The sequence below is a fragment of the Mesorhizobium sp. M7A.F.Ca.US.008.03.1.1 genome (assembly GCF_003997495.1).
GTDB lineage: Bacteria > Pseudomonadota > Alphaproteobacteria > Rhizobiales > Rhizobiaceae > Mesorhizobium.
Map to the genome: position 1 here is coordinate 1 of NZ_RZRU01000049.1, position 5,157 is coordinate 5,157.

Genomic DNA, 5,157 nt, shown 5'->3' on the forward strand with positions numbered 1-5,157 from the left:
GCCCCGCTCCGCTTCGCGGATCGACCCTCCCCGCAAGAGGGAGGGTAAGAAACTCAATCCGAAACCGGCGTGTTCTCATCCACGTCGACACGGAAATTGCCTTCGAGAATCTCGGCCTTCTTCTTCTCGACCAACTCCTTCACATCAGCCGGCAGCGTCTTGTCGAACTTGTGGTAGGGCGCCAGATGTGAGCCGCCCTTGGCCATGCGCGAGAAGTCGCCATAATCCTGCGCGGTGAAGACGCCGGCCTTGACCAGCTTGATGGCCTGTTCGACCGTCGGATACATGTCCCAGACCGGGCCGGTGATCACCGTGTCGGGGCCGAGGCTCGACTGGTCGGACATGTTGGAGATGGCGAGGATCTTCTTGTCCACCGCCGCTTCGATGACGCCGAATCGCTCGGCATAGATGACGTCGACGCCGGCGTCGATCTGCGCGACAGCCGCTTCCTTGGCCTTTGGCGGATCGAAGAAGGAGCCGATGAAGGCGACCTTCTTCTTGATGTTCGGGTTGACCTCCTTGGCGCCGGCGAAGAAGGCGTTGACCAGCCGATTCACCTCCGGAATGCCCATCGCCGCGACGGCGCCGATCGTGCCCGACTTCGACATCTTGCCGGCGATCATGCCGGAGAGATAGGCGGGCTCGTGGATCCAGTTGTCGAAGACGCCGAAATTCGGCTCCGCCGGGCCGGCGCCCGAGCCGAATAGCCAGGCGGTTTTCGGGAACTGCTTGGCGGTGCGGCGCGATTCACGCTCGGCGGCGAAGGCGTCGCCCAGCACCAGCTGGTAGCCGCCTTGCGCGTATTCGCGCATGACGCGGCTGAAATCGGCGGTCTGCACCTTCTCCGACCATTTGTATTCGATGCCGAGTTCCTTCTCGGCCTTCTGCAAGGCGACGTGGATCTGGTTGTCCCACGGCTCCTCGATCGGTGTGGCGAAGATCGCCGCCACCTTCAGCTTCTTGTCCTTGCCGAAGGCAGCGCCTGGCAGCATGGCTGCGGCCAGGCCAAGGGCGCCCAGCTCCAGCACATTGCGTCGCGAAAGCCCTTCGCGCGTCGAATGAGTTTTGTTCTTCCGGTTTTCCATTGCATTCCCCTCTGTTCGACAGCCGTGTCGAGCCGGCTGTTCTAAAAATCAGACGAGGAACTATGGAACGGGTCCGAACTTTTGTCCACGTGGTCAAATTTGACCGCGCCGGATTCTCGAAGTCAGCCGGAGAGACTTGCCGATCAAACCCGTTCCAGGGCGATCGCGATGCCCTGGCCGACGCCGATGCACATGGTTGCCAGCGCATACCGGCCGCCGCGCTCGCGCAGCTCCAGCGCCGCGGTACCCGATATGCGGGCACCCGACATACCGAGCGGATGGCCAAGCGCGATGGCGCCGCCATTCGGGTTGACGTGTTCGGCGTCCTCGGCAATGCCGAGCTGGCGCAGCACGGCGATGCCTTGCGAGGCAAAGGCTTCGTTGAGTTCGATGACATCGAACTGTTTTGGCGTCAGCCCAAGCCGCACGCAGAGTTTTTGCGTCGCCGGCGCCGGGCCGATGCCCATGATGCGCGGCGCCACGCCTGCGGCAGCACCGCCGAGGATGCGGGCGATCGGCGTCAGGCCATATTTCTTCACCGCCGCTTCGGAAGCAACGATCAGCGCCGCCGCCCCGTCATTGACTCCGGAGGCGTTGCCGGCCGTCACCGTGCCGCCCTGCCGGAACGGCGTCGGCAATTTGGCCAGCGCCTCGACCGTTGAGCCCGCGCGCGGATGCTCATCCTTCGAGATGACCACCGGATCGCCCTTGCGCTGCGGGATCGTCACCGCTGTGATTTCCTTCGCCAGCCGGCCACTGTTCTGCGCCGCGACCGCCTTGTCCTGGCTGCGCACGGCAAAGGCATCCTGGTCCGCGCGGGAGATGGCGAACTCTTCCGCAACGTTCTCACCGGTCTCCGGCATCGAATCGACGCCATACTGCTTCTTCATCAGCGGGTTGACGAAGCGCCAGCCGATGGTGGTGTCGTAAATCTCGGCATTGCGCGAGAACGCCGTGTCGGCCTTGGGCATGACGAAGGGCGCCCGGCTCATCGATTCGACGCCGCCCGCGATCATCAGCTCCGCCTCGCCGGCCTTGATGGCTCGAGCTGCGATGGTCAGGGCATCCATCCCGGAGCCGCACAGGCGGTTGACGGTCGAGCCCGGGACTTCCTTGGGCAGACCCGCCAGCAGCAGCGCCATGCGCGCCACGTTGCGGTTGTCCTCGCCAGCCTGGTTGGCGCAGCCATAGACGACATCATCGACCGCCTGCCAGTCGATGCCGGGATTGCGCTCGACCAATGCCCTCAGCGGTATCGCGCCGAGATCGTCTGATCGCACCGAAGCCAGCGAGCCACCGAAGCGCCCGATCGGTGTGCGGATGTAGTCGCAGATATAGGCCTCGGCCATGTCATGCAGCCTTTGCTTTTCCGGTTCCCTCATGCGCCGCCTTGGTGCGGGCCTGCAGGTCGCGCAATGTCTTCAATTCGAGTTCGCTTGGCGCCGGTGTTTCGTCAAGCGCCTCGGCGAACTTAACCACCCAGCCACAGCTGTCCTGCACCTGCTCGCGGGTGACACCCGGATGCAGCGAGACGACCGTGAATTCCTTGCTCACCGGATCCGGCTTCCAGATGGCGAGATCGGTGATCAGCAAGGTCGGGCCTGATGTCTCGATGCCAAGCCGTTTTCGATGGTCACCACCCTCGCCATGGCCGAAGGAGGTGAAGAAGTCGATCTTCTCCACCATGCCGCGCTTGGTCTGCGCCATGGTGATGTAGATCTCCTTCGACGACGTCGCGATCTCCGGCGCGCCGCCGCCGCCGGGCAGCCTGGTCTTGGGATGGAAATAGCCGCCGATGACGGTGGTGTTGATGTTGCCGAACTTGTCGAGCTGCGCTGCACCGAGGAAGCCGATCGAGATGCGGCCGCCCTGCAGCCAGTAGCGAAACATCTCCGGCACTGCGACCGTGGTGACCGCCGTTTCGCACAATTCGCCGTCGCCGATCGACAGCGGCAGAACGTCAGGCGCGGTGCCGATCGTGCCGCTCTCGTAGATCAGCGTGATATCAGGCGCATGCGTCAGCCGTGCCACATTGCAGGCGGCGGAAGGCGCACCGATGCCGACGAAGCAGACATCGTCATTCCGCAGCGCGCGGCTGGCGGCGATCGTCATCATCTCGTTGGGGGTGAAGCCCGTGTCGCTCATGCCGCTTTCCTCAGATGCTCGACGCGGGCCCCGAAATCGTCGGCGCTCTTGTCGATGACGTTGGCCTGCATCCACGCCTGGAATTTTTCGCGGTCGGCGGCGATTTCGTCCCATTCGAGATAGGCGGCATTGTCGCGCGCGTAATAGCCATGCGCGTAGGACGGATGCGAGCCGCCGGGCACGACGGATATCGCCGCGATCGTCCAGCGCGGCAGCACGGTCAGATTGGGGTGCAGATCGTCGAAATTATCGACGACTTCCTCCACCGTCACTACAGCACGTTTGGCCGCCAGCACGGCTTCCTTCTGGATGCCGATGATGCCTTCGACCAGCACATTGCCTTTCTTGTCGGCCTTCTGCGCATGGATGAAGGTGACGTCAGGCCGGATCGAGGGGACGGCCGCCAGCACTTCGCCGGTGAACGGACAGGTCACCGATTTGATGTTCGGGTTGACCGCCGCGAGGCCAGCGCCGCGATAGCCGCGAAACACCGCGCAAGGCAAGCCGGACGCACCTGCCTCATAGGCGTTGGCCATGCCGGCATGGCTGTGCTCCTCGATTTCGAGTGAGCGCGGAAAGCCGTTCTCGATGGCATCGCGGGCGCGCCGCAGCAGGCCGACGCCGGGGTTGCCGACATAGGAGAAGACGATTTTCTTCGCCATGCCCATGCCGATCATCTGGTCGTAGATCAGGTCCGGCGTCATGCGGATCAAGGTCAGGTTGCGAAACCCCTGGCGGATCGCCTCATGCGCCGCCGCCGTCGGGATCAGATGGGTGAAGCCCTCGAAGGCAACCGTGTCACCATCCTTCAAATTCTCCGCAACAGCCTGTTTGAGCGGCAGGAACTTGACCATTGCATCGGCTCCGGGTTCAAAAAGTTCGTATTGCGAACATATGTTTTGTATGCGATACTTTCTACGCTGGGCGAGAGCGAGGAGTCAATCCCGACGCCGATCCCGTTCCGCGGAGTTGAGATGGACGAAGAAGCCGCTTCCCGTGATCATGTCGGCTCGCTCGAGCGCGGCCTAGCTGTCATGGAAATTCTGGCCCGGCACCCCTCGGGCATGACGCTGACCGAAATGGCGGAGGAAGCGGCCCTGACCCGCGCCGGCGCCCGCCGCTTCCTGCTGACGCTCACCGCCACCGGCTATGCCACCCAGGCCGGCCGCGTGTTCTCGCTGTCGCCGCGCCTGCTGACGGTCGCTCGCACCTGGCTCGGCGGCGCCTCGCTCTGGGCCTTCGCCGCTCCCATCATGCAGGCTGTGGCAGCACAGCTGAACGAAGCCTGCTCTGCCGCCATCCTGTCGGGTGAGGATGTTGTCTATGTCGCCCGCATTCCCGGCCGCCGCATCCTCAGCGTGTCGCTTGATGTCGGCACCAGGCTGCCGGCCCATTGCACCTCGATGGGGCGCATCCTGCTTGCCGGCCTGACATCAGGGGAATTGGACGCATTCCTCGGCCACGCGACAATCGAGGGGCGCACGCCGAAGACGATCACCGATGTCAGGCTGCTGGCCGGCGCCATCGGCAAGGCGAAAGCGGACGGCTTTGCCATCGTCGACGAGGAACTGGAACTCGGCCTGCGCTCGATCGCCGTGCCGATCCGCGACAGAGCGGAACGCACGGTCGCCGCCATCAACGTCTCGACCCAGTCGGCGCGATTCTCGGTCGCGGAGATGGAGCGGGAAATCCTGCCGGCGTTGCTGGAGGCCAGGCGGCGCATCGAGGATTTCTTTGTGGTTTAGTTAGGCCTTGACCCGTCGCACCCCCCTCTGTCCTGCCGGACATCTCCCCCTCAAGGGGCAGGGCTATTGCATATGAGTAAAGAGGTCATAGAAGAAGTCTTTGCTCCAGTTTGCCCTGCGCATTTTGCTGGCGATTGGTTTGTCGAGGGGATGGGCGGCCAAGATGTTTTGCGCGAGCCTTC

The 5,157-nt window shown here is 63.6% G+C and carries 5 protein-coding genes; 1 reads left to right on the forward strand and 4 read right to left on the reverse strand.

The genetic code is table 11. The annotated features are described in order from the left end of the window. Positions 1-53: 53 nt before the first annotated feature. The 4 genes from EOA16_RS32355 to EOA16_RS32370 all read right to left on the reverse strand — a co-directional run bounded on the left by EOA16_RS32355 (position 54) and on the right by EOA16_RS32370 (position 4,084). A complete protein-coding gene (locus tag EOA16_RS32355; RefSeq protein ID WP_127261741.1) occupies positions 54-1,085 on the reverse strand; it encodes a BMP family protein in 1,032 nt (343 codons plus the stop codon). A 143-nt stretch (positions 1,086-1,228) separates the two neighbouring features. Continuing rightward, positions 1,229-2,434 carry a 3-oxoadipyl-CoA thiolase gene (gene pcaF, locus EOA16_RS32360; RefSeq protein WP_127261742.1) on the reverse strand — a complete coding sequence of 402 codons (1,206 nt, stop codon included), beginning with the start codon at positions 2,432-2,434 and terminating at the stop codon, positions 1,229-1,231. A 1-nt stretch (position 2,435) separates the two neighbouring features. Then, positions 2,436-3,230 (reverse strand): CoA-transferase subunit beta, encoded by a 795-nt coding sequence (locus tag EOA16_RS32365; RefSeq protein ID WP_127261743.1) that lies wholly within the window; start codon positions 3,228-3,230, stop codon positions 2,436-2,438. Then, complete coding sequence (locus tag EOA16_RS32370; RefSeq protein WP_127261744.1) at positions 3,227-4,084, reverse strand: CoA transferase subunit A; 858 nt, start codon at positions 4,082-4,084, stop codon at positions 3,227-3,229. Before EOA16_RS32370 ends, EOA16_RS32365 begins: the two co-directional genes overlap by 4 nt. A gap of 120 nt (positions 4,085-4,204) precedes the next feature. On the opposite strand from EOA16_RS32370, the gene EOA16_RS32375 reads away from it, so the two are divergent. Continuing rightward, positions 4,205-4,975, forward strand: a complete 771-nt coding sequence (locus EOA16_RS32375; RefSeq protein WP_127261745.1) for an IclR family transcriptional regulator C-terminal domain-containing protein — start codon at positions 4,205-4,207, stop codon at positions 4,973-4,975. Positions 4,976-5,157: the final 182 nt, after the last annotated feature.